General features: G+C 60.5%; 19 protein-coding genes. 6 read left to right on the top strand and 13 right to left on the bottom strand.

Annotated elements, in window-relative coordinates; all coding sequences use genetic code 11:
- Positions 1 to 224: 224 nt before the first annotated feature.
- Positions 225 to 1,649, bottom strand: coding sequence for a glycosyl hydrolase family 79 N-terminal domain-containing protein (locus MJ601_RS15430; RefSeq protein WP_242127974.1), 1,425 nt, complete (start codon positions 1,647 to 1,649; stop codon positions 225 to 227).
- 507 nt (positions 1,650 to 2,156) lie between these two features.
- Between MJ601_RS15430 and MJ601_RS22115 the strand changes: the two genes are divergently transcribed.
- Entirely contained in the window at positions 2,157 to 2,555 is a 399-nt protein-coding gene (locus tag MJ601_RS22115; protein WP_491572923.1) for a GFA family protein, read from the top strand.
- A 272-nt stretch (positions 2,556 to 2,827) separates the two neighbouring features.
- Here the strand turns inward: MJ601_RS22115 and MJ601_RS15425 are convergent, their stop codons facing one another.
- The 6 genes from MJ601_RS15425 to MJ601_RS15400 form a co-directional block, all read right to left on the bottom strand.
- A complete protein-coding gene (locus tag MJ601_RS15425; RefSeq protein WP_242127972.1) occupies positions 2,828 to 3,337 on the bottom strand; it encodes a nuclear transport factor 2 family protein in 510 nt (169 codons plus the stop codon).
- A gap of 179 nt (positions 3,338 to 3,516) precedes the next feature.
- Positions 3,517 to 4,053: a flavin reductase family protein gene (locus tag MJ601_RS15420; protein WP_242127970.1), complete on the bottom strand. Its 537-nt coding sequence runs from the start codon at positions 4,051 to 4,053 to the stop codon at positions 3,517 to 3,519.
- A 53-nt stretch (positions 4,054 to 4,106) separates the two neighbouring features.
- On the bottom strand, positions 4,107 to 4,877 hold the full coding sequence (locus tag MJ601_RS15415) for an enoyl-CoA hydratase/isomerase family protein (RefSeq protein ID WP_242127967.1): 771 nt from the start codon (positions 4,875 to 4,877) through the stop codon (positions 4,107 to 4,109).
- Positions 4,877 to 5,755, bottom strand: coding sequence for an enoyl-CoA hydratase-related protein (locus tag MJ601_RS15410; protein ID WP_242127965.1), 879 nt, complete (start codon positions 5,753 to 5,755; stop codon positions 4,877 to 4,879). Before MJ601_RS15410 ends, MJ601_RS15415 begins: the two co-directional genes overlap by 1 nt.
- Positions 5,718 to 6,149 carry a nuclear transport factor 2 family protein gene (locus MJ601_RS15405; RefSeq protein ID WP_242127962.1) on the bottom strand — a complete coding sequence of 144 codons (432 nt, stop codon included), beginning with the start codon at positions 6,147 to 6,149 and terminating at the stop codon, positions 5,718 to 5,720. Before MJ601_RS15405 ends, MJ601_RS15410 begins: the two co-directional genes overlap by 38 nt.
- Positions 6,150 to 6,221: 72 nt before the next feature.
- Positions 6,222 to 8,681 carry a TonB-dependent receptor gene (locus MJ601_RS15400; RefSeq protein ID WP_242127960.1) on the bottom strand — a complete coding sequence of 820 codons (2,460 nt, stop codon included), beginning with the start codon at positions 8,679 to 8,681 and terminating at the stop codon, positions 6,222 to 6,224.
- Between the two features lie 118 nt (positions 8,682 to 8,799).
- Here MJ601_RS15400 and MJ601_RS15395 point away from each other — a divergent pair, with 118 nt between their 5' ends.
- On the top strand, positions 8,800 to 9,444 hold the full coding sequence (locus MJ601_RS15395; protein ID WP_242127958.1) for a carboxymuconolactone decarboxylase family protein: 645 nt from the start codon (positions 8,800 to 8,802) through the stop codon (positions 9,442 to 9,444).
- Between the two features lie 12 nt (positions 9,445 to 9,456).
- Here MJ601_RS15395 and MJ601_RS15390 read toward each other — a convergent pair whose 3' ends face one another.
- The 4 genes from MJ601_RS15390 to MJ601_RS15375 are packed head-to-tail and all read right to left on the bottom strand — an operon-like array spanning position 9,457 to position 13,702.
- Positions 9,457 to 10,260: an SDR family NAD(P)-dependent oxidoreductase gene (locus MJ601_RS15390; protein ID WP_242127955.1), complete on the bottom strand. Its 804-nt coding sequence runs from the start codon at positions 10,258 to 10,260 to the stop codon at positions 9,457 to 9,459.
- A gap of 27 nt (positions 10,261 to 10,287) precedes the next feature.
- Entirely contained in the window at positions 10,288 to 11,367 is a 1,080-nt protein-coding gene (locus tag MJ601_RS15385; protein ID WP_242127953.1) for a zinc-binding dehydrogenase, read from the bottom strand.
- Positions 11,368 to 11,378: 11 nt separating this feature from the next.
- Entirely contained in the window at positions 11,379 to 12,491 is a 1,113-nt protein-coding gene (locus MJ601_RS15380) for an LLM class flavin-dependent oxidoreductase (RefSeq protein WP_242127952.1), read from the bottom strand.
- A gap of 56 nt (positions 12,492 to 12,547) precedes the next feature.
- Positions 12,548 to 13,702, bottom strand: coding sequence for an LLM class flavin-dependent oxidoreductase (locus MJ601_RS15375; RefSeq protein ID WP_242127950.1), 1,155 nt, complete (start codon positions 13,700 to 13,702; stop codon positions 12,548 to 12,550).
- Positions 13,703 to 13,888: 186 nt separating this feature from the next.
- On the opposite strand from MJ601_RS15375, the gene MJ601_RS15370 reads away from it, so the two are divergent.
- Positions 13,889 to 15,496, top strand: coding sequence for a class I adenylate-forming enzyme family protein (locus MJ601_RS15370; protein ID WP_242127948.1), 1,608 nt, complete (start codon positions 13,889 to 13,891; stop codon positions 15,494 to 15,496).
- Positions 15,497 to 15,526: 30 nt separating this feature from the next.
- On the opposite strand, the gene MJ601_RS15365 is transcribed toward MJ601_RS15370, so the two are convergent.
- On the bottom strand, positions 15,527 to 16,189 hold the full coding sequence (locus tag MJ601_RS15365; RefSeq protein WP_242127946.1) for a TetR/AcrR family transcriptional regulator: 663 nt from the start codon (positions 16,187 to 16,189) through the stop codon (positions 15,527 to 15,529).
- A gap of 106 nt (positions 16,190 to 16,295) precedes the next feature.
- Here MJ601_RS15365 and MJ601_RS15360 point away from each other — a divergent pair, with 106 nt between their 5' ends.
- Both MJ601_RS15360 and ribB read left to right on the top strand, forming a co-directional pair.
- Entirely contained in the window at positions 16,296 to 17,102 is an 807-nt protein-coding gene (locus tag MJ601_RS15360) for a DUF2889 domain-containing protein (protein ID WP_242127945.1), read from the top strand.
- Positions 17,089 to 18,213: a 3,4-dihydroxy-2-butanone-4-phosphate synthase gene (gene ribB / locus MJ601_RS15355; protein WP_242127943.1), complete on the top strand. Its 1,125-nt coding sequence runs from the start codon at positions 17,089 to 17,091 to the stop codon at positions 18,211 to 18,213. The genes MJ601_RS15360 and ribB overlap by 14 nt, the downstream gene beginning before the upstream one ends.
- An 11-nt stretch (positions 18,214 to 18,224) precedes the next feature.
- Here ribB and MJ601_RS15350 read toward each other — a convergent pair whose 3' ends face one another.
- The gene (locus MJ601_RS15350) at positions 18,225 to 18,926 is read right to left on the bottom strand and encodes a MerR family transcriptional regulator (protein ID WP_242127942.1); all 702 of its coding nucleotides are present in this window, start codon (positions 18,924 to 18,926) and stop codon (positions 18,225 to 18,227) included.
- A 146-nt stretch (positions 18,927 to 19,072) separates the two neighbouring features.
- Between MJ601_RS15350 and MJ601_RS15345 the strand changes: the two genes are divergently transcribed.
- Positions 19,073 to 20,332: a cytochrome P450 gene (locus tag MJ601_RS15345; RefSeq protein ID WP_242128078.1), complete on the top strand. Its 1,260-nt coding sequence runs from the start codon at positions 19,073 to 19,075 to the stop codon at positions 20,330 to 20,332.
- The last annotated feature ends 119 nt before the right edge of the window (positions 20,333 to 20,451 follow it).

Genomic DNA, 20,451 nt, shown 5'->3' with positions numbered 1-20,451 from the left:
GATTCAGGCTTTTCATGTGGACACAGGAAAGGCGGGAGCGAATGGCCCATATCGCCAGGAAAACGATGCAGGCAAGAAGGTTGTCGGGCGCAAACGGGACATTGCCGTCGATACCGATGGCCGGTTGCTGATGGTTTCGGCATCCCGTCATCTCAATGGCCTTCACGAGCGGAAGGATAGCCATTCAAACATCAGCCCTCAAACTGGCCGACTACTTTTCGCTATCAATGCGGTTTGCAGGCCAAGTTCTCAGCCTCAGGAATGGCTAAAAAGCTAATGGTGTGCGGCGCGAAACTTGCGACGGGCGATCGTTCGGCGATACCAACCATCGCCGGAAGTCTGTCGCCTGCGCCGAGTTGCAGCAGCTGTCCATTCAGCTTCACGCCCATTGAGGGTGTGTCTGGCGCGGAAAGGGTATAGCGAAAGCGCTTGCCGGGCACGGTGATCGACGCGGCGCGGGCCGCGTCATTGTTGATGATGAGGAGCGCCACGCCGCCGACCCGATCGGGCTGGCAATGGGCGTAGACATGGAGACCCGATTGGAGCGGAATGCCCGCATCAAGGACAGTCTTCCCCATCAGCCTGTGCCAGAGCAGTGCGGCCCAATAATTGGCTTTGGGGCTAAAGTCATTCGGATCCAGCAGGCTGTAGCTGCCAGCGGCGAGTGTATTGTGGATCGACACCTGAATACCTTGTTTTGCCAACTGGCCGAGCTGGTCGAGATAACGGAAGCTGTCGATAAAGCTTCCACTCCAAGGATTACCCCCACAAGCTGCGTCCGCGCCCTCGGTCATCCAGATCGGTTTGCCCGGCGCATAGCGGTCACGCATCGCCGCGTAATAGGCGCGGGTTACGCCGGTGCGGGCCAGCCATTGTTCGGACAGAGCATCCTCCAGCCGTGTTTGCGGCATGTGTGAAGCTTCGCAGCGGACAGATGCAGCGCCATAATGATGATAGGAAAAGGCATCGATGTCCGCTCCACCGCTCGCCAGCAACTCAGCGCTGGGAATCGATCCGGGAATGCCGGGCGGTATGCCCCATGGTTCGGGAGTCTCGGTTGCCGATCCGGGGCCCAGAATCAGCATGCCGGGCGCGGCTCCTTTCGCGAAGACGCGGAAGGATTTGAAGTCTCGGCCATAAGCGGCGGCATCGTATCCCCTGGGTGCGCCGCCGATACCGGCGATCGACGGTTCGTTCATGAATTCGGCAGCGGCGATCGTGCCTCCGATCTTGCGGGTATAGGCAAGCCAGCGCTGGGCGATGTTGGGCGTCCAAGCGCCACTGTGATCTCGGACGCCGGGGCTGATAGCGAAAGAGGTCATGATCTTGGCATCCGTCGCCTTGGCGAATGCGATCACGCCGCGCCATTGTTGGCGACTGAGAACCCCCTTGAAGCCATCGGGCACCCTTGCGGGCGGTGTTTCGCTGTCCGCGAAATAGACGCTGTTGGCCCAGGTCCCGGCGATGCGGACGTAAGCAGGGCCGAGCGCGCGGGCAAGGAAACGGAGCCGAGCGTTGGCAAGGTCGATCGGCGGCCGGTATTCGAACTGGCTGGAATTTATGCCCAGTTGGGTTTCGTTAGAGGCGAGCAATGCGCCGACGGTGGAACCATAGGGTTTCCAGAAGGCGCCGCCCGTCACCTCGATCATTTCGATATTGTAGGATTGAAAGCGCGGATCGATCGTGCCAATTCGGCGCAGCCGTGCCGGATCGACGGCGGCGCGAAGATTGCTGGCCGCCTGTTGTGCAGGAGCGGGCGGCGTAAAAAAGGATGAGAGCGACAGCGCGGCAAGGCAAAGGCGACGCACGCGCAACTGGCGGGCGCGTGTAGTGTAACCGGCGTGCATCAATCCATCTCCCAATCGGCGGCCTTGGTCGCATCCTCTTCAATCCAAGGTCAAATAGGGAATTTTGGTCGCACCATAGGTGTGGCCTATGGCGCACCGCTTGCCGGGGGATTCAGGTCGGGCGGCCGGTTGTCGAGGCATCGTTAATGACAGTCTACCTGCGCCTGACGACCCATTTTAGACATAAGGCCGCGAATTTTCTCTGCCTCACAGCGGACCGGCAGCTGTCGCTCTCACCCGCCCGTGATAAAAGTTATTTTATACCGCAATCGGCCTGGGTCTTTCCCGGTGGCTGCGTGTTGTCCGTTCATGACGACAGCAACCATGGAACGGTCGGGCGGCTGCGCATGTGGCGCACTGAGGTTCATGGCACGAGATGAGGCGTCACGGGTCGGCCTGTGTCACTGCCTCCTGTGTCAACGGGCGCATGGCGCGCCCTATCTTGCCTTTGCAGTCTTCCCGCGCCCCGCTGTCGTGCTCTATGGCTCGCATGCCGTCTGGGAGAGCAGCCCCGGCTATAATCGGCTACATTGCCCCACATGCGGATCGCGGTTCGCGAATCTTACCGGCGATGAGATCGAGCTTCCTGTCGCAAGCTTCGACAACGCCTCGGGTCTTGTGCCGCAATATGAGAACTGGACCATCCGTCGGCTGTCCTGGGTCGCACCTCTTGCAGTTCCTCAATTTGCGCGCCATCGAGAGACGTGAAGCTTTGCGGACAGGCGCATGGGGCAGACGACGATAATCCTCACGATCGAGACGCCCGGATAGGGGCTCCATGATGTGATCTGGCCGATCCTGCGTTGGTGCAAGGTATGGGGATCATTGTGGGTCTGCTCACGATCCCTTCCTTGCCGTTCAGGGGTCGATATCTGCGCCATTTTACCCGCTGCTTACCGACCGAGATCAAAGCCGAAGGCGTCACCCGGCTCAACCCCAGCAAAAGTCACTTTCAGTCGCCCCTCGTAAAAACACGTTGGTTAGCGTAGCCGTGAATAGTCGCTGGGCATGGGCGCCGTACCAGGCCAGCGGACCGGCGCGTCGGACAGCAGCGATTGCCCCACTTCGGACCAGGGGGCGATATGGATGGTTCTCATGTCGCGGCTGGCGATACGCCAGCCTTCGGCCGTGCGGTGATATTGGTCCTGATATCGTACCGCTCCGAAAAGGGACTGACCGCCCAGGGCAAGTTCCAGATGAGCGCCCACCAGCCCCTCGGCACGATCCTCGTCGGTGAAGGTCAGCAGCGCATAATGTGGCGTATGCACTGTCAGTCCCATATGGCCGCGCGAGGTGCGGATGAACTCGACGATTGCGTCGCGGCCCGAAGCGGTTTGGACACCAGAGGCGGCGAAACAGGCATCGGGCGAGAATATGTCGCCTATTCCGGCATAATCGTCATTATCGCAGGCCAGAAAATAGCGAACGTTGAGATCATCCAGCGCGGCCCGATCTTCCAGACGCCGGATGCGCCGTTCCAGATCACTCATCATTGTCTCCTGTTTATCGGCTATGGTTATTGCGCATAGGCTTCCGGTTTTCCCAGAAAGATTTCCAGTCGGATATCGCCGTCCCCGCGTTGAGGGAACGCGATCAAGGGGCCTGAAGCAGATGCCCGCCAGATCGAAAATCCATCTTGGTGCACAGGATATCGGATGCGGCGACAGATTCAGATGATGGTCGTCGCACCTCGCATCATATCGGCCGATCCTTCCGCAAAACTTCCATAACGCCCTTTGTGGAAGAGGAGTGGAGGCGCGTCGGACACGATTTCCAGCGAGCGGACCAGACCCAGAACCAGTTCATGATCGCCGGCATCGGTGACACTGTGCATGTCGCATTCGATCCGCGCGACCACATCATGCAATAAGGGAATGCCCCTGTCGGAAAGGCTGTGCGCGGTGCCGCAGAATTTGTCCGGATCCTTGGACGCCAGCTTCCGGCACACATGCTCCTGGGACGCCGCGAGCATGTTCACGCAAAAATGGCGGCTGGTTCGCAATTTGCCCCAACTGCTCGACGCCTTGTCGGGGAAAAAACCAACCAGCGGCGGCGACAGCGACACCGACGTGAACGACCCGACGACCATGGCGACCGGCGCTCCGTCCTCACCGATGGCGGTAATCACGCAGACGCCCGTGGGATATTGGCCCAATATCTGGCGATAGGCGATGGGATCGATGGAAATTGCCGCGCTATCCGACATGACGCCTTCTCACCCTATGACCGGCGCGCAAGGCGCCGTCCTTCGTCCCTTGCTCAACGGCCTGTCCAGACCGGCTTGCGCCTTTCGCCTGCCGCTATCTCGCCCTCGCGCTTGTCAGCGCTTTCGGCATATTGCTCGATCTGCTCGAAGCGGGTCGCAAGCGCCACTTCGAGCGGATAGCCAAGACGGCCGAGGGCAGCAGCCTTCGCCGCCTGGTTAGCGAGAGGTGAGGCTGCGCTGATTTTCGCCGCCCATTTGTCGGCGGTGGCGGCCAGATCGGCATAGGGCACGACCTCGTTCACCAGACCGAAACGCTCCGCTGCGTCGGCCTTGATCCGTTCACCGGTCAGGATCATCGCCATGGCGATGTGGTGCGGCAACTGGCGCACCGCGCGATGCACCACGCCGCATTCGCCGATGATGCCCACCTTTGTTTCGGGCAGGCCGAACTGCGCCGTGTCGGCCGCCACGATGATGTCGGCGCACATGGCCAATTCAAAGCCACCCCCGACGCAGAAGCCCTGTACCGCCGCGACCAATGGCTTTCTGAGCTGCACCCATGGTCCGCCGATGCCGGTCAATCCGCCGCCGAGCGCCATGCGCGTCTTGCGTTCCGCGCCACCTGATACATCCGCGCCGATGCAGAAACCCTTCTCCCCCTCGGCCGACAGGATCGCGCACCAGATGTCCGGGTCATCGTTGATCCTTGTCCAGGCGTCGAGCAGGAGATCATCCATCTCCTGCGTGATGGCGTTCAGCCCCTGCGGCCGGTTGAGATGAACGCGGGCGACATTGCCCTCGCGCGAAAATTCGACGTCTGCCATTATCGCTCCTCGGTGACGGTCAGTGGTGTCGTGGGCGGCACCTTATAATGTTGGATGACGGCCTTGAGGCCATGTTCCTTCATGCGGGCGCGGACCTCCAGCACAGCAGGCGCGAGGTGCAGGAGAGAATCCATCTCGGCAATACCCGAGAGTGCCTGGCGGAACCCCCCTGCCTCGGCCGCGCGGTTGATCGACAATTTCTTGATGCGCAGCACTTCGGACGGGACGAGCGCAATGCGTTCCGCCAGCCCGCGCACGGCGGGGATCAATTGATCCAGCGGCACGCAATGATTGGCCCAGCCCCATTCCACCGCGGTCGGCCCGTCGATCCAGTTGCCGGGAACGAAGGCAAATTCCTTCGCCCTCTTCGCGCCGACCAGATGGACCCAGGCTGGCGCGATATAGCCCCCACCGATCGGGACGGCCGGCTCACCGATGCGGGCATCATCGGCAACGACGGTGATGTCGGTGAAGACACACATCTGCGCGGCAACGCCCAGGCAATAGCCGTGCACGGCGGCAATCACCGGCTTGGGATGGTCCCACATCGCCAGCCAGCGTTCGACATTGCGGTGCAGGCGTTCGCGATCGGACATGATGTCGGGGGGCCCGCTGTCATTGCTCCCATAATTGCCCAGATCCATGCCGGAACAGAAGCCCCTTCCCTCCGCGCGGATCGCGATCGCAGGAGCGCCCTCCGTCTTCAGGCGTTCGAGCGCATGGGAGAATTCGTCGAGCATTTGCGGCGACAGGGCATTGGCGGCGTCGGGGCGGTTCAGCACGATCCAACTGACCGCCGCCTCATGCTCCAGCTTGATGGTCTGGTAGTCGGCCAAGGCGTTATGCCGCCCGGCCGATCGGGTTGGACGCCCGGACATGATAGTCGGTGGTCATCGTCGTGCGCAGTTCGCGACGCTTGAATTTCCATTGGCCATCGATCTTCACCACGCGATCGAAATACTGGCCGTAGAGGATGCCGTCCGGACGCTCCTTCACATAGCGGTGGACCGCCAGCACGATCGAGCGGACCTCCGCCTCGGCCGGGCTGATGAAATCGATGCTGATGTTGCTGTTATGATGGCTGGTGCCGCTGAAGAAGGTACCTATCCCTTCCAGCGTCTTCTTATAGGCTTCCATGCCCGTCGCGCCGAAATTGGGCGCGTAGCTGACCTCGCAATCCTCCACGAACAGCGCCGCCAGTTCGTCGGGATGGTTCATATCGAGATGGTAGGAATAATCGAACATCAGGCGTTCGATGGCCTTGTGTTCCACGATTTTGCTCAACTCGTCCATATCTAACCCCGTGTAAAGCCTGGGGCCGGGGCAGCGCCCGGCACCCTGTTTTCAGAATTTATAGTTGAGCTCGAGCCCATACATGCGCGGCAGGCCGGGCAGGACCGAGTTGATCGCGTTCACCGCGCCCAAGGCGAAACCGCCGACATTATATTCCTTGTTCGTGAGATTTTTGACATAGGCCGCGATACCCAGGCCGCTTCCCGAGATATTCGCCCACTCGGCGCGCAGGTCGATCAGCGTGTAGCCCTTGATGCTGGTTCCCGGCAAAATCGTGTTGGCCGCGTTCGAATAATAGAATTTGCTCTGGCTGTAGACATCCCCGCGCAGCGACAGGGTGCTGGCATCGCTCAGTTCATGTTCCACCTTTGCAAAGGCCGACCCTGTCCATTTGGGCGCGTCGCCATAAGGCCCGAACAGCACGATGGTGTTGCCGACCGTCGCGGTATTCCGGGTGTAGCGGGCGTCGGTATAAGCGAGTGTCGCGCCGATCTGGAGCCAGTCGGCCGGACGGATGGAGGCATCCGCCTCGACGCCGGAGACGCGCGCGCGCTGCACATTGCCGCTGACCGCCGCCACGCCCAGATAAACGGCGCGGATCACATTCTTGATATACTGGTCATAGAGGGCGATGTTGAAGGTGGTCCGCATGCCGCCCAGATCGCCGTTATATTTGGCGCCGACCTCAAAGTCGTAGGTGGTTTCTGGCTTGAATGAATTGGGTATGGCATTGCCATTGGCGTCGGTGCTGACGGCCGTTCCGTTGAAACCGCCAGTGCGCCACGAACCGCGGTGAGCGGCATAGAGCATCAGTTCCGGCGTGACCTTATAGTCCAGCGAAACCTGCCAACTGGGCTTGCTTGCCTTCAGAGTGCCGCCAGTCACGCCCAGGCTGGTATTGAAGTCGTCATAATAGGGATCGTAACTGCCCGCGACACGATCCGCCGGCTTGTAGATCGACTTCTCCCAGGTGTAGCGGCCGCCGGCCGTCACGTTCAAGGCAGGCGTCAGTGCGTAAGTGACCTGTGCATAGACGCCTTTCGATTCCGCCCGGTTGGTATATTCGCGCAGGAAAAAGCCCAGATTGTCACCCAATGCCGCATTATAATCGGGCGCGAAGGCAAGCGGCAATCGCTGATAATCCTTGCCCTTGAAATAATAGAGCCCAGCGATATATTTGACCGGACCACTTTCCCCCGACAACTGCAATTCGTCCGAAAGCTGCCGCTGAACATAGGTGTAGCCTTCGGTCGTCGGTCCTCCGACATTGGGATTGCCCGGATTATTTGGACCGGTCCCGCCACCAAAGCCGATATTCAGAGGCTCGAAGGGCGTGCCATCGACATCGGTATTGTCCCGCGACCGGCTATAATTGAAACCGAAGACATTCTTGATCCGGACACCGCTATCGAATTCGTAGGTGGTCGTATTCGTGACCATATGCTGACGGGCGCGATGCCGACCGGTCTGATTGTTGAAAATATCGTAGAAGCCGTAATTTTTCTGGGCCTGAATAAAGCTGGGCAGGCCCGAGAAGCCGAACTGCGCGAAAGCCGCCCCACCGTCGAGCATGGACGCAATGCCGTCAGGATAGAGCGTCGCCGATGGCAAGCCATAGTTGAGATTGTTGGATACGGGCTGGCCGTTGACATAATTGTTCAGCGGATTGCCTGCAGCGCCCGTGCTGCCGTTGACGCCGTAATAATTGGTTGCACGCAGTCCGGCACTCAAACCACCCGAAAAGCTGTACTGATAGACCGTGATGTTGGTGAAATCGCCGGTCTTGATCTGAATCGTGGGACGAATACTGAAATTATCGACGGAAGCATTGCGTGTCCCCAGCAGCAAATTGTGCTGATATCCATCCCGCTTCTGATATTGCATGGCCAGACGCCCGGCGATGATTTCTCCTGGAATATTGATCGCGCCTTCGGCCAGCTTGTTGTCGTAATTGCCGTAGCTGAGGCGCAGATAACCGCCGAAATCATCCTCCGGTTTCTGGGTTTCATACAGCACGGCGCCGCCGGTCGCATTGCGGCCGAACAAAGTGCCCTGCGGTCCTTTGAGCACCTGTATCGACTGGAGATCGAAAAAGGCGCTCGACGATGTCGACTGCGCATTGAATTCGTTGACATAGTTCAGGACCGCGGGCGCCGCGAACGAGAAGGCATCAACCGACTGGCCCCGCAACGAATAGCTGATCTGGTTGGAGGAATTGGTCTGCCGGATGGTGAGGCCCGGAGTTGCCGACTGCAAATCCGCGTCGCTCAGGATGCGGCGTTCGGCAAGCTGCTCGCCGCTGATCGCGGACACCGACACCGGCACCTCGGACAGGCGTTCAGATGTACGACGCGCGGTCACGACGATATCGTCGATGCTCACCTTCCCGGCCCCTTCCTGGGGTGCCGCCTCCTGCGCCCGGACACTCAACGGTCCCATCGATCCGCTGATGATCGTGCCTGCCAACAACAGCGAAGCAACGCGGGTACGGTGAATCCCAACTGCCCTCATGATATCCTCCTCCTTTATTGTTGCGGAGACTCGAAACGGTCTCGTGTCAACGCAAGAGTTGACATACGAAAAACATGTAGTCAACACATAAGTTGACAAACAGGATGGGAGATGGCCGTTGCTTCACGAAGAAGGCCTGGAAGCGCTTCTGGAAACGCTGAACGTGCCCGAAGGAGACGATCTGGAGGATCGGGAGCGTGCCTTCGTGACACTCGGTCTCGCCGCCGCCCTACCCTGCCTCAACCCCGGGGACATAGAGGCGGCCATCGCCGGCGCTTTCCGGTTGGGTGCATCCCCCGCGCAGGTGCAGGAGATCGTGTCGCTCGTTTCAGGCCTGGGCGTCCATTCGCTGATGGCGAGCGCTTCGGCCATCGTGCGGCAGGCAGCGCTCGCCGGGCATGATGTGGAAAAGAGGCTCACGCCCGAGCAGCAGGTCCTTTGGGACGCACGGGTCGGGGACGATCCGTTCTGGCTCGCGATGGAAGCGGAACTGCCCGGCTTTTTGCGATCCATGCTTCTGCTGTCGGCAGATCAGTTCGAGGCGTTTTTCGACTATTGCAGCGTCCCCTGGAAAAGCCGCACGGTACGGGCGAAGGTCAAGGAACTGGTCGCGCTCGCCACCGACGCGATGCCGACCCATATTTTCATGCCGGGCCTGCGCTTGCATCTGAAGAACGCCGTTGCACTGGGCGCCGGCAGGAAAGCGATCAGGGAATGCGTGGCGATGGCTCAGGCGGCACCAGCCCACGCCGGCGTCGCCTGAGCCGCTCTCGCCTCAGGCCGCGCGCATGCCGCGCCAGGCGAGCGTGCCGCCATCGATCACATAGGAAGCACCATTGATGAAGGAGCTGTCGTCAGACGCCAGGAAGCAGGCAAGCTTGGCGATCTCCTCCACCTTACCGAGCCGCGGGATGAGATGGGCGCCCGTCAGCACCGACATGATGGCGTCCTTGTCGGGTGCCGCCGCATAATATTTTTGCAGCATCGGCGTATCTATGGCACCGGGACAGTAGCAGTTGCACCGGATGCCATAAGGCGCAAGATCCACCGCCGTCGCCTTGGTCAGCAGCAGCACCCCGCCCTTGGTCGCGCAATAGGCGCCCGCCTGGGGATAGGAAACGAAGGATCCGGTGGACGCGACATTGACGATGGCCGGTCCGCGCACCGATTTCTTGAGATAGGGTGCGGCATATCGGGTGGTCAGCCAGATAGCCTTCAGGTTGATTTCATAGACCATATCCCAAATCTCTTCGGGCAATTCCTCGATCGAGGTTTTGCTCGTCAGGTCGGTTTCGTGGACGGCCGCATTATTGTGCAGCACGTCGATGCCGCCGAACCGCTGTGCCGTGAAATCCATGAGCGCCTTTATCTCATCGGCCTTGCGAAGATTGCAGACGAACATGTCGGCTTCCCCACCCGCGGACAGGAGCATGTCCAGCGTCTCGCGTGCGGCAGCCTCATTGACGTCCGTCACCATGACCTTGCCGCCCTGCGCCGCCATCTCGATGGCGCAGCCACGGCCCATGCCGCTGCCTGCGCCGGTGACGATGCAAATCTTGTTATCGAGTCGATTGCCCAAATTTCCTCTCCTGTCGCTTATGCCCGATCACAGTTCCGGATCGATCACCGCCTTGATCGCTTCGCCCCTCTTGACCGTTTCCAGCGCCGCCGCTGCATCCCCGATCGCAAAGCGATGGCTGATAAGGGCCGCCAAAGGCACTTGGTCCTGAAGCCGGGCGGCAAGATGCATGGCCTCATAATAATGTTTCGGCTTGGGGAAGGTCGCGCCTGCGATGGTCAGGTTCCTGGTCGTCAGGTCGCGCGGCGAGATGGGTTGCGTTCCTATCGCACCCCAGAGGCCAAGGATGACATAGCGCGCATGCACGCCCGCCAGTTCGACGCCCTCCGGAAAAGCCGGCAGGACGCCCGCCGCCTCGACGACCAGTGAAGGCCCTGCTGGCCCCGTCATGTCATAAATCTTCCTGCGACGTTCCTCGGGGCTGTCGGCAAGCGAGATGGTCGCCGTCGCGCCCAGCGACCGGGCCACGTCGAGTCGCTGGTCGAAGCCGTCTATCACGATGACGTCTCGCGCCCCCGCCTGCGCCGCGACCAGCACGGCGGAGAGGCCCACGGGGCCAGCACCCTGCACGACTACGGCTTCGCCCATCCTGACCGTTCCGCAGCGATCAAAGCCCCTCAGCACCGTCGGCAAGGCACATCCCAACGCCGCCACGGCCAAAGGATCGGCCCCATCCGGCAAACGGAAGAAGGCCAGGCCGTTGGGCAGCCAGGCATAATCCGCATAGCTGCCCCAGTTCGGCTTTTCCGCATGTTCGAAGAAGCGCGAATTTTCGCAGGGACTTTCGTCGATCACATTGCAGGAATAGCAGCGATGACAGGCGGCGATGGGCGACCAGTAGACAAGGTCGCCGGGCTTCACCGGCACGCCGGCATAGTCAGTCTCAATGCCGCCCAGCTTCTCGATCCGGCCGATCCCCTCATGCCCCAGAATGATCGGAAAAGGCATCACCCCCGCCTCGCCGGTGGCGATGTGCACATCGCTGCCGCAGACCCCGCCCAGCACGATGCGTACCAGCGCACCGCCCGGCTCAGGCTCCGGGACGGGAACGTCCCAGGTCTCCAGCCGGTTGGGTTCGACCAGAACGGTTGCGCGTCCCGTTGCCATGGCGCCGATCCTCAGGCCGGTTCCAGATCGGGCATGCGGACCTTGGGGCAAACCTCGGTCGCGAGGCGCCGGATCGATTCTTCCCACGGCTTGGGATCATCGAGGCTGTCATGCTGATTGTAGACCAATTGTCCCCAACCGCCGACCTGGTCGGCAAGGCTCTCGATCTTTTCGATGACGGTTTCGGGCGAACCGCACAGCACGACATGTTCGGCAAGGAAGTCCTCATCGATCGTTTCCGGGGTCACGTCCTTACCCGAATCCTGGATGATGCCGTTGAACAGGCCGAATTTGACGTAGATTTCCTTGAGATAATGCCGCCAGGTCTGGGCGAGTCCACTCTTGAGGAACAACCGCTTGGCTTCCGCATCGGTATCGGCGATGAAGACATCCCGGCATACGCGATAGCGGCGCCTGTCCGGCTTGTGCCCTGCGGCCTCCATTGACTTGGCCCATGTGTCCCAGTGCGCACGCATCTGCGGCGTTCCACCGAAAAAGGAGATAGGCGAATAGTTGCGCGCGCCGGCAAACTCCATCGACCTGGAGTTCATCGACAGCGCCGTGACCGCGATCTCCAGATTTTCGCGGCCGCCATAAGGGCCGTTATCGGCGATTTCGACCCAATATTCGGGCATGGTGTCGGGACCGGGGAATCCGGCCTTGAAATATTTGCCCTTCTCCACAAAGGGCTTGCCCGCCCACACGCGCTCCATCAGGCCAAGCGCCTCGATCTGCATCGCGGGCAGTTCGCCGAGATTTTCAAAGCCATGCAGGATGGCGTCGGTATGGTGCCCGCCCGGTCCGACGCCCAGAAAATAGCGCCCTTCCATCACCTGACTCAACCAACCCACCCGGATCGCAAGCGTGGCCGGATCATGATAGGGAAGGAGATGCGCCATCGGCGCGAAGCGGATCCGCTTGGTCGTCTGCGCGCAGGCGGCGATCACCGCATCAGGCGCCGGGATATTTTCCCAACCCAGGGTATAATGTTCTCCAATCATATAGTCCGCATAACCCGCCTCATCCGCGATCCGGGCGATATCCGTCGCCCAGTCGAACACCTGACGGGCGGTCCGGCTCGGCGGGTTGTAGGGGGTCATGAAGATGCCGCACTGCATGGCCATGATAAACTCTCCTCGAAAATTCTATTTTCGTTGAAACTGGACGAACTTCGTTGAATTCAGACGAAGACGCCATTTTCGTCTTTAGTGGAAAAGCGCGGAGCAACCTTGCTGATGAACTGCTCCAGCTCTTCCTGATTGGCTTCCGGCTCCAGATGGCCCTGGCCGAACATCAGGAACAGTTCATCGAAACCGAGCCGGTCATGCGCCTCGCCGATCCGGTCGGCGATCTCGTCGGCGGTGCCGATCAGCACATTGGGCGGCCGCTGACCCATCGGGATGAACCATTCGTCCCAGAACCACATATGCTCTTCCATCAGTTCGGCGGCGCGATCCTTGCTGTCGGTCAGCATCAGGAATCCCCCCCAGGCGGACGCATCGGTCGCGGTGACCTCGCGGCCATTCTTGGCGGCCGTGGCGATGTAGCGGTTGTTGAGCGACTCGCAGAAATCGAGATTGTCCGAAAGGACGATCAGCTTGCCGCCCTCTTCCGCCCAGAAATCGATGGTCCGCCCGGAAGCCGCAAAGCCGCCATAGACGGGTGGATGGGGATCCTGATAGCAGCGGGGCGCGATACCGATCTCACGGACGATCCCATTCTCGTCCTGCCCCTTGCCGTACTTGGCATAGGCGGGATGACCGGCAGAACCTCCTTCGGGCGGGAACTGCCAGTTTTCGCCCTTGTGGCTGAACACGTCGCTGGTCCAGGCCTTCTTCACCACCCGCACGCCTTCTTCGAACAGCGATCGATTGCGCGCGTCCTGCTGGTCACGGGCCTTGACATTGTCGGGCGTCGTCGCGCTGACGCCTTCCTTGATGCCATAGGCATCAACCCATCGGGCATGATACCCACGGGTAAAACCGCAATACAGCCGCCCTTGCAACATATGATCCAGAGTCGCGATCTCCTCGGCAACGCGCACCGGATTGTGCGTGGTCATGGTATAGCCCATGAGTCCGGCCTTCAACCGCTTGCTATGCTGGCCCACGAACAGGCTGAACATGCCCGGATGGTTGTTGACCTCGAAACCTTCGATCTGAAGATGATGTTCGGGCTGGCAATAGCCATAGAAGCCGAGCTCGTCGGCCAGCTGGACATAGCCCCTGACCTCTTCGAGGAAGCGCTGGTACAGTTCGGGCCGCTGCCCGGCCATACCGGCCTCGATTTCTTTCCGGCGCCCCACGACGCCGGTCTGCATAAGATGAAACTTCATAGCCTCTCCGCCCCAAAAAAGGGGTCGCGGTTCTCGCCGCGACATCAGGTTGATCCTTGTCGACACCCTGATCCAAAACCTTTCGGCCCAAGTTGTCAACTCGTGTGTTGACGGATGGTGAAAAATTTTTCCATAAGCATTGCTGGCAGCCATGCGGCACAGCAGAAAAACGGGAAGAGGAACGATATGAAGGGCTCTGTCTTCACTGAGGTATCGACACTGGGCGACCTCCTGCTGCGCGCGGCCGAAGCCTGCCCGACACGCGACGCCCTGGTTCTGCCGGATGAGCGCATCGGCTATGCGGTGCTGGTGGAACGGGCGCTGGCCGTCGCGAAGGCGCTGATTGCAAAGGGTGTGAAACGCGGCGATCATGTCGCGATCCTGATCCCCAACAGCTGCGAATATGCGGTCAGCCTGTTCGCCATCACCCTGACCGGGGCCGTTGCCGTGCCGCTCAATGCGCGACACAAGGCGACGGAACTCGGATATATCATTCGCGATGCGCAGGCAGTCGCCCTGCTCACCAGTCGGCATGCGAGCGATCCCGTCGATTTCCCCACCGTCCTGCGCGAGGCGCTCGATGCGGAAGCAGCGCCCCATCTGCGATATCGCGTCCTCATGCGCGGCGAAGATGATGGCGAGTTCGAGTCGTTCAGCTCCTTCGCCCGCGGATCGGAGCATTTGCCTATCGCCGCCATCGAAGCGCTCCGCCGCCAGGTCCGCGTGCGGGATCCCGCGATCATCATCTACACGTCCGGCACCACCGCCCATCCCAAAGGCTGCGTGCTCTGCCACGAGGCCATTACCCGCGGCCCGGTCGAACGATCACGCTATCGGTTGAAGGCGCCGGGGCGCGATGTCGTCTGGGGCGCCGGGCCGCTGTTCCACATCGGAACCCTGGCGCCCTTCATCGGCACTATCGGCGTTGCGGGCACATTCCTGACCGACAGCCATTTCGAACCTGGCCGCAGTCTGGCCCTGATGTATCGGGAAGGTGTCACCCTGGCCTGGCCCTGGTTTCCGGCGATAGTCCAAGGCTTGCTGGGCCATCGCGATTTCGATCCCGCGCGGCTGGGATCGCTGAACCAGCTTTTCATCATCGCGCCGCCCACGCTCGTCGACGCGGTGCAATCGGTACTACCGCATACCGAAGTCATACAGGGCTGCGGCATGACGGAAACGGCGGGGCTCTTTGCCATGTGCGACCCCGATGAAAGCCGCGAGTCGCGATCCACGACCCATGGCAAGCCCTGCCCCGGCGTCGAGGTGCGGATCGTCGATCCCGAAACCGGCGACGATCTTCCCGATGGGACCATGGGGGAAATCCTGGTACGCGGCTTCAACGTCATGGACGAATATTGGGCCGCGCCGGGCAAAACGGCCGAGGCCTTTACGCCGGACGGCTGGCTGAGGACCGGCGATCTCTACACCCGCCTGCCCGGCGGCAGCCTGGTATTCGGCGGACGCCACAAGGACATGCTCAAGGTCGGCGGCGAAAATGTCGCAGCCATCGAAGTCGAAGCCTTCCTCTGCACTCATCCGGCGGTCAGGACGGCGGAAGTGGTTGGACGCCCGGACCCCCGCCTCGATGAAGTCCCCGTCGCCTTCGTCGAACTGGAAGCAGGAACGCAGGCCAGCGAGGAAGCCCTTATCGCGCATTGTCGCGGACGGATTGCCTCCTACAAGGTACCGCGGGCGATATATTTCATGCAGGCCGCGGACTGGCCGATGTCGGCAACCAAGATCGACAAACGAGCGCTTCGCGAAAGACTGAAGCAAGCGGACGGGAGTTGAATCCCCTGCCGGGCGGAACAGGGTGCGGCGTCAGGCCTTGGCGGGAGCAGGCACCATTCCGCCGGTGAAGATCGACCAGAAGGCTTCTGCTACCTGCTGCCCGGTCATGCCCTTGCCGGGGACAAACCAGCGATGGGTCCAGTTCAGCATGCCGAACAGGGCGTTCTCGACAAGCCGGACAGGAATATCTCCACGCAGATCGCCCTCCGCGATGGCATCCTTGATGAAACCTATCAGGATTTGATCGAACTTCCTGGTCTTCTTCATGATGTCCTGGGCCCAGGCCGTCTCTTCGGCTGCGACCTGGTGCATCTGCTCCTGAATATAGACAAAGGTCGCAGGATAATTTTCCTCGTAACTGATCATCAGGGAGACGAATATTTTTTCCAGCCGCTGGATCGCTTTCAGGCTTTCATCCGCGATCAACCGTTGCGCAACCGCGATATTCGCGTCCAGCACACCTTCGACGGTTTCGTGGAACAGTTCTTCCTTGCTTCCGACATAATAATAGACCGTCGCCCGATCGAGACCCGCAGCCTGGGCGATATCCAGCAGACGAGTGGACTGAAAACCCTGCTTCTTGAACTGCTCCGCAGCGATTCGCAGCAATTCGGCGCGCTTCGCTTCATAATCCGCGCCACCCTTGGCCTGCTTTGTGCGCCGACGGCGCGAGATATTGCTTGTCTTCGTCATGCACGCAGAATGCACGGAAAGAGCGCGATTCTCAACAGGAGTACAACGTCAACGTAGACGTTGATAAAATCTCTCGGCTCCCTTATGATGGGCGTGGAGAGGTTGAATGACACTTGCGCGCTTCCCCCTGAACCCGGACTATGGGCAAGGCCGTTATCGTCGGTTGCTGCGCTTCTATGCGCTTCCGGGCGCCGTTCTGGCGACGGTCGATGACAGTCATCACGCAATGTGGGTGCTTCTGCGCCATGATGGACACAGGATCGAGGCTGTCGAAGCGGATATCAGCCGAGGCCCGGCTACCAGTTGCCCGGGGTCAGCGGCGGGACTGCGGAAACTGGTCGGCCTGGACATTCACTCCAGCAGCCATGCCGCAATCGCCAGCCTCGACCGTGTCGCCAACTGCACACATCTGTCCGACCTCGCCGCATGGAGCCTGCGGGTTGCACGGCACGAACAGCCGGGCAGCCGACACGAATACCAGATCCGCGTCGAGGATGATAACGATTCGCCCTTCCAGATCGAAATAGCGAAAGACGGAAAGTCCATCCACCAGTGGCTGGTATCGGGCACCACCATAATCGCCCCTGAACCTCTGGCGGACCTGCCCTTGATGAGAGGCTTCATGACACGCGCCCGCACGCATTTCCAGGGTGACGAACTCGAAGCCGCCATCATGCTCCAGCGCGGCATATGGGTTGCACGGGGCCGGCGCCATATCGTCGATGCGGCGCCTGTACCGCTCACATTCTACGAGGATATGGAAGACGCCTGCTACAGCTATGCTGGCGAACGAAGGCGGACCGCGACCAGCCATGTCGGCTATGTCCGGGATGTCACGGATCGCGTCCGGCCCCATCCTCTTCCCGGCCGCATTTCCCGCCTGCTAACAGGATATGACCATGAGCAATGTTGACGGCATCGCGCCGATCGAGCGCATCATCGAGGACGCACGCAACGGATTACCCTACATCCTTGTCGATGCGCCCGACCGCGAGAATGAGGGCGACATCATCATTCCCGCGCAGTTCGCAACGCCGCGCATCATCAATTTCATGGCCAAGCATGCGCGTGGCCTGATCTGCCTGGCCATGACCCAGGAGCGCGCGCGCACGCTTAATCTGTCGCCCATGGCATCGCGCAACGAAAGCGGCCATGGAACGGCGTTCACCGTTTCCATCGAAGCGCGCGAAGGTGTGAGCACCGGCATTTCGGCCCATGATCGCGCCCACACGATCGCCGTCGCCGTCGATCCCACAAAGGGCGAGCGGGACGTGGTATCGCCTGGTCATGTCTTTCCCCTGACTGCGCGGGACGGCGGCGTGCTGGTACGGGCGGGCCATACGGAGGCTGCGGTCGATATTTCCCGTCTCGCGGGCCTGACTCCGGCCGGCGTCATCTGCGAAATCATGAACGATGACGGGTCGATGAGCAGGCTGCCGGAACTGATCACATTCGCCCGGGAACATCAACTCAATATCGGTACCATCGCCGACCTCATTGCCTATCGGCGCCGGTTCGAATCGCTGGTCGAGCGGGTCGCCGAAGCGCCTTTCGAAAGCTGGTATGGCGACTTTCGCATTATCGTCTATCGGAATGTCATCGATGGCGGCGAGCATGTCGCGCTGGTTCGCGGCACGCCCAGGACGGATCGCCCCACGCTGGTGCGCGTCCATCAACTGGATCTCACGGCAGACATTTTGGGCTGGCGGGCCGCCCATCGCGACTATGTACCCGCCGCGCTGCGGGAACTGGCAGGCTATGACGGCCCGGCCGTGGCGGTGTTCGTGCAGGATCCCAGCCCAACGTCGATTTCTGAACGGGTGAAAGGCAACCGCAAGGCCTATGCGGACGCCCATGGCCATCGCGACTATGGCATCGGTGCGCAGATCCTGCAGGACCAGGGTGTCGGCGAGATGGTGCTGCTGACGTCCAGCAAGGGAAAAATGACGGCACTCGAAGGATTCGGGTTGACCGTCGTCGCCAAGCGGCCGCTGGTCGACAATGGCGTGCGGCTGGTATCCTAGGCGGTTATTGGTCAGGGTGCGTGACTGGTTGCGGCATTGACCAGCCGCATGAATGCCTTGATGCGGAGCAGGCCGAAAAAGTCGAGCATCAGGGGAAGAGCGATGTGCAGCATCGCCGCCGCCTTTTCCTCCTCGATGCGGCCTTCGCTGGCATTGAAGAAGATCGCCGCTTCATGGGCCGCGACCTGCTCTGCCAACATCTTGTAGAAGGCAATATTTTCAGGCGGGAAGCCATTTTCATCGACGAAGCCGGCTTCACGAATGCGACCCCATATTTCTACCAGGCGCGCGTCGGTCAAGCTGAGTTCAGGACCGTCGGCCCCCTCCCCTATTTCAAGCATTCCCATCTGCGCAAAGGCGTGGGCGTCACGTTCGGCGGCTGCATACCGTTGCCGAAGCGAAGCCAGGGAAATGGTCGGCGCATTATCCAGTCCGAAGCGGTGCGAGAGCAGTTGTTCAAGATGCGCATAGGGCGAACTGGGTTCCAGCGGCTGACTACCCTCCCCATGAATCAGCGCCTTGATCTGCTTGATGGTCAGCCGCGCGCCCTTTTGAAGCTCGCGGATCGCGGCAATGGCCCGCACATGGCTCTCATCATAAACAGCCGCATTACGGGCGGGGCGCTCCGGCTGCGGCAGCAGCCCTTCACGAATGAGTATGCGGATCACTTCCCGGTCTACGCCGGTGCGCTCTTCTAGTTCACGCATCTTCATCCGCACTGCACCTCCCCCGCGACATCATTATTCCATATCAACGCGGACGTTGAAAGAATCGTTGCAGACGCCCCTTCGTGCGTGTAGTTTACACGCATACCGCTGGCACTGCCATATCGACCAGCGGCAGGAGAGGAACCTTGGCCATGATATCCGACGACACGTCCGTCTCGCCTTCACGCAGCCGCGCGGCAAAGCCCGCTCATGTGCCGGACGATCATGTCTATGAAATCGACATGTATGCCTTGAACGGGATAGAGCAGGGCTATCACGAGGCTTGGAAAAGCATCCAGAAGCCTGGCGTGCCCGAACTCATCTGGACGCCCTTTACCGGCGGCCACTGGATCGCGACCAACGGCGATACCGTACGCGAGGTTTATAATGATCCCTCGCGCTTCTCCAGCGAAGTGATTTTCCTGCCGAAGGAAGCTGGCGAGAAATATCAGATGGTGCCAACCCGCATGGATCCGCCGGAGCATACGCCCTATCGGAAGGCGCTCGACAAGGGCCTCAGCCTTAGCCAGATTCGCAAGGTCGAAGACAAGGTCCGCGCCATTGCGATCGAACTGATCGAAGGCTTCGCCGACAAGGGGGACTGCGACTTCGCCGCCGATTACGCCAATGTCTTTCCGGTCAGGGTTTTCATGGCGCTGGCCGATCTTCCGATGGAGGATGTACCCACACTCAGCCGCTACGCCCGCATGATGACGCGGCCTGAAGGCGATACTCCCGAAGAAATGGCCGCCGACCTGAAAGCGGGCAATGACGGCTTTTTCGCCTATGTCGATCCAATCATCAACGCGCGAAGGGGAAGCGATCGCGAAGACCTCATCACGATCATGGTGAACGCTGAAATCAACGGCGCGCCGATCAGCCACGAAAAGGCACTGGGATTGATCTCGCTTCTCCTTCTGGGGGGGCTCGACACTGTGGTGAATTTCCTCAGCTTCATGATGATCCACCTGTCCAGAAATCCTCAGCTGGTGGATCAATTGCGCGAGGACAGCCTCGCGCTCATGCGCAGTGCCGAAGAAATGTTCCGCCGCTTCCCGGTCGTGTCGGAGGCACGAATGGTGGCGAAGGACCAGGAATATAAGGGTCTCTCCCTGAAGCGGGGAGACATGATCCTGCTGCCCACGGCCCTGCACGGCCTGGACGAAACGCAAAATCCCGATCCCTGGCGCATCAACCTTGAACGGCGGGGAATATCGCATAGCACCTTTGGCGGCGGACCTCACCGCTGCGCCGGCCTTCACCTCGCTCGCATGGAAGTGATCGTCACTCTGGAGGAATGGCTCAAGCGGATACCGCGGTTCGGCTTCAAGGAAGGAGAAAACCCGGTCTATCATTCCGGCACTGTCGCTGCCGTCGACAATGTTCCTCTCACTTGGGGGACCTCGGGTTAGTTTCATGGCGAGTGATGGCTTTCTCTCTCCTGTCACTATCGATAATATTCCATTATCGATAGTGACATCGGGGACAAACCGAGCCTGCAAGAAGGAGTTCTGCCCTATTTTTCGAATGC

Origin of the sequence: Sphingobium trunci, assembly GCF_022664535.1 — a bacterium.
Lineage (GTDB): Bacteria > Pseudomonadota > Alphaproteobacteria > Sphingomonadales > Sphingomonadaceae > Sphingobium.
This window is presented reverse-complemented; position numbering and strand designations above follow the sequence as displayed.

Excerpts from the sequence above, each read along its gene's own strand:
- MJ601_RS15425 (WP_242127972.1), bottom strand. The coding sequence starts at position 3,337 with ATGAGTGATCTGGAACGGCGCATCCGGCGTCTGGAAGATCGGGCCGCG.
- ribB (WP_242127943.1), top strand. The coding sequence starts at position 17,089 with ATGAGCAATGTTGACGGCATCGCGCCGATCGAGCGCATCATCGAGGAC.
- MJ601_RS15400 (WP_242127960.1), bottom strand. The coding sequence starts at position 8,681 with ATGAGGGCAGTTGGGATTCACCGTACCCGCGTTGCTTCGCTGTTGTTG.
- MJ601_RS15385 (WP_242127953.1), bottom strand. The coding sequence starts at position 11,367 with ATGGCAACGGGACGCGCAACCGTTCTGGTCGAACCCAACCGGCTGGAG.
- MJ601_RS22115 (WP_491572923.1), top strand. The coding sequence starts at position 2,157 with ATGACGACAGCAACCATGGAACGGTCGGGCGGCTGCGCATGTGGCGCA.
- MJ601_RS15365 (WP_242127946.1), bottom strand. The coding sequence starts at position 16,189 with ATGACGAAGACAAGCAATATCTCGCGCCGTCGGCGCACAAAGCAGGCC.
- MJ601_RS15420 (WP_242127970.1), bottom strand. The coding sequence starts at position 4,053 with ATGTCGGATAGCGCGGCAATTTCCATCGATCCCATCGCCTATCGCCAG.
- MJ601_RS15370 (WP_242127948.1), top strand. The coding sequence starts at position 13,889 with ATGAAGGGCTCTGTCTTCACTGAGGTATCGACACTGGGCGACCTCCTG.
- MJ601_RS15430 (WP_242127974.1), bottom strand. The coding sequence starts at position 1,649 with ATGATCGAGGTGACGGGCGGCGCCTTCTGGAAACCCTATGGTTCCACC.
- MJ601_RS15410 (WP_242127965.1), bottom strand. The coding sequence starts at position 5,755 with ATGTCCGGGCGTCCAACCCGATCGGCCGGGCGGCATAACGCCTTGGCC.
- MJ601_RS15375 (WP_242127950.1), bottom strand. The coding sequence starts at position 13,702 with ATGAAGTTTCATCTTATGCAGACCGGCGTCGTGGGGCGCCGGAAAGAA.
- MJ601_RS15415 (WP_242127967.1), bottom strand. The coding sequence starts at position 4,877 with ATGGCAGACGTCGAATTTTCGCGCGAGGGCAATGTCGCCCGCGTTCAT.
- MJ601_RS15360 (WP_242127945.1), top strand. The coding sequence starts at position 16,296 with ATGACACTTGCGCGCTTCCCCCTGAACCCGGACTATGGGCAAGGCCGT.
- MJ601_RS15380 (WP_242127952.1), bottom strand. The coding sequence starts at position 12,491 with ATGGCCATGCAGTGCGGCATCTTCATGACCCCCTACAACCCGCCGAGC.
- MJ601_RS15345 (WP_242128078.1), top strand. The coding sequence starts at position 19,073 with ATGATATCCGACGACACGTCCGTCTCGCCTTCACGCAGCCGCGCGGCA.
- MJ601_RS15350 (WP_242127942.1), bottom strand. The coding sequence starts at position 18,926 with ATGAAGATGCGTGAACTAGAAGAGCGCACCGGCGTAGACCGGGAAGTG.